At 72.4% G+C, this 1,731-nt stretch carries 3 protein-coding genes and 1 pseudogene; 1 reads left to right on the forward strand and 3 read right to left on the reverse strand.

Translation table 11 applies throughout. The features are described from left to right. Positions 1–28 precede the first annotated feature (28 nt). Entirely contained in the window at positions 29–868 is an 840-nt protein-coding gene (locus AC1DY2_RS19425; protein WP_476763904.1) for an SDR family NAD(P)-dependent oxidoreductase, read from the forward strand. Here the strand turns inward: AC1DY2_RS19425 and AC1DY2_RS19430 are convergent. The 3 genes and pseudogenes from AC1DY2_RS19430 to AC1DY2_RS19440 all read right to left on the reverse strand — a co-directional run. Beyond that, positions 832–975, reverse strand: coding sequence for a hypothetical protein (locus tag AC1DY2_RS19430; RefSeq protein WP_476763905.1), 144 nt, complete (start codon positions 973–975; stop codon positions 832–834). The two genes, AC1DY2_RS19425 and AC1DY2_RS19430, sit on opposite strands and share 37 nt — an antisense overlap. Before the next feature lie 58 nt (positions 976–1,033). Continuing rightward, positions 1,034–1,471: a hypothetical protein gene (locus tag AC1DY2_RS19435; RefSeq protein WP_476763906.1), complete on the reverse strand. Its 438-nt coding sequence runs from the start codon at positions 1,469–1,471 to the stop codon at positions 1,034–1,036. Next, positions 1,468–1,731 (reverse strand): annotated as a pseudogene (locus AC1DY2_RS19440) (hypothetical protein); the annotation flags it as partial. The pseudogene AC1DY2_RS19440 and the gene AC1DY2_RS19435, both read right to left, overlap by 4 nt.

The raw sequence follows: 1,731 nt of genomic DNA on the forward strand, positions 1-1,731 counted from the left end.
GTCCGTCCGCGTGCGCGAAGATGGAACGATGACGAGAACGGTGCAGGGTGCCAACGTGCTGATCACGGGCGCGGCGGCGGGCATGGGCCGCATGTACGCCGAGCGCGCGGTGGCCGAGCACGCGGCATCCGTCACCCTCTGGGACCGTGACGCACCAGCGCTCGCCCGCACCGTCGACGAGCTCGGCGCCGTCTCGCGCGGTCGCAGCCGGGTGCAGTCCTACGTGGTCGACGTGGGTGACCTCGGCGCCATCGCGAAGACCGCGCAGCGGGTGCGGCGCGAGGTCGGCAACCCCGACGTGCTCGTGAACAACGCCGGCATCGTGCGGGGCAACCGCTACTTCTGGGAGACCGACAACGGCGAGGACACCCGTCCGACCATGCAGGTCAACGCGCTCGCGCCCATGTACATCACGCGCGAGTTCATCCCCGGCATGATCGCGAACGCGTACCGGGCCTCACGCATCGTGAACATCGCGTCGGCCGCCGGCACGCTCGCCAATCCGCGCATGGCGGTGTACGCGGCATCCAAGGCGGCACTCATCGGCTGGAGCGAGTCATTGCGGCTCGAGCTCGAGCAGGCCGATCACGGCAACGTGAAGGTCACGACGGTGACGCCGAGCTACATCTCCACCGGCATGTTCGCGGGCGCCAAGGGCCCGACGCTCACGCCCGTGCTCGACCCCGAGTTCGTCGTCGACCGGGTCTGGAAGGCGATGCTCGCCGGCACACCCCTCGTCGAGCTGCCGTGGAGCGTCGGCCTGTCGCGGGCGCTCCGGGGCCTCCTGCCCACCCGGGTGTTCGACCGGGTCGTGGGCGACGGCTTCGGCGTCTACCGCTCGATGGAGCGGTTCACCGGTCGCGACTGAGCCCGCACGCGCACGGGCTGCGGGCGGCGGCGCTGCGCGATCACGCCGAACGTCAGCGACACCGCCAGGGCGGCCGCGGCGATCACGGGCAGGAGTTCGGTGGTCATGCGGCGACCGTAGCCCCGCAAGCTGGGTGCCCGCCGCGAATCGCGTAGGCGGCTGGTGTCAGCCCTCGCCCTTCCCCTTCTTGCCCTTGTCGTCGTTGCCCTTGCCCTTGCCCTTGTTGTCGTCGTTGCTGGGCTGGCCGGCGTCATCACCGGCGGGTGCCGGGGCAGGAGCGGGAGCGGGCGTGCTCGCCACGTCGGCCGCCTCGAGATCGGCCCGCACGAGATCGATCGCGGCACGGATGTCGGACTCCTGCGTCGCGTCGACGGCGCCGTCCTCGACCGCGGCGTCGACGTCCCGCTCGAGCAGGGCGAGCTCGGCGAGCGCTCCGGGATAGTCGCCCTCGGCCGCGCGCGTCGAGATCTGCACGACCGACTCATGCATCGCCGCCGCGGTGTTCTCGCCCGATGCCGCGCACGACGAGAGGCCGAGGACCAGTGCGAGGGCAACCGCCGCGGCGGGGATCGCAGCGTGACGGGTGGCGATCCGACGCATCATCCGCTCACCGCCTCGTCGAGCTGCTGGAGGTGCACGCCGAGGTCTCCGGGCACGGCGGGCAGCGGCTCGGGCGTCGCCTCGGGCGCTGGGGCGCTGAACGCGGAGAGCAGCACCGCGGTCACCACTCCGGCGATCGCCAGCAGCAGCGCCACCGCGATGGCCGGACGCACCCAGCGCCGGCGGTCCGTGTCGTCGTGGTCGCGAGTGGCCGTCGTGCCGGTGCCGGCTCCCCGGCGCTCGGCGCTCGACCGTGCTTCGGG

The organism is Agromyces sp. P1_H4 (genome assembly GCF_056405255.1).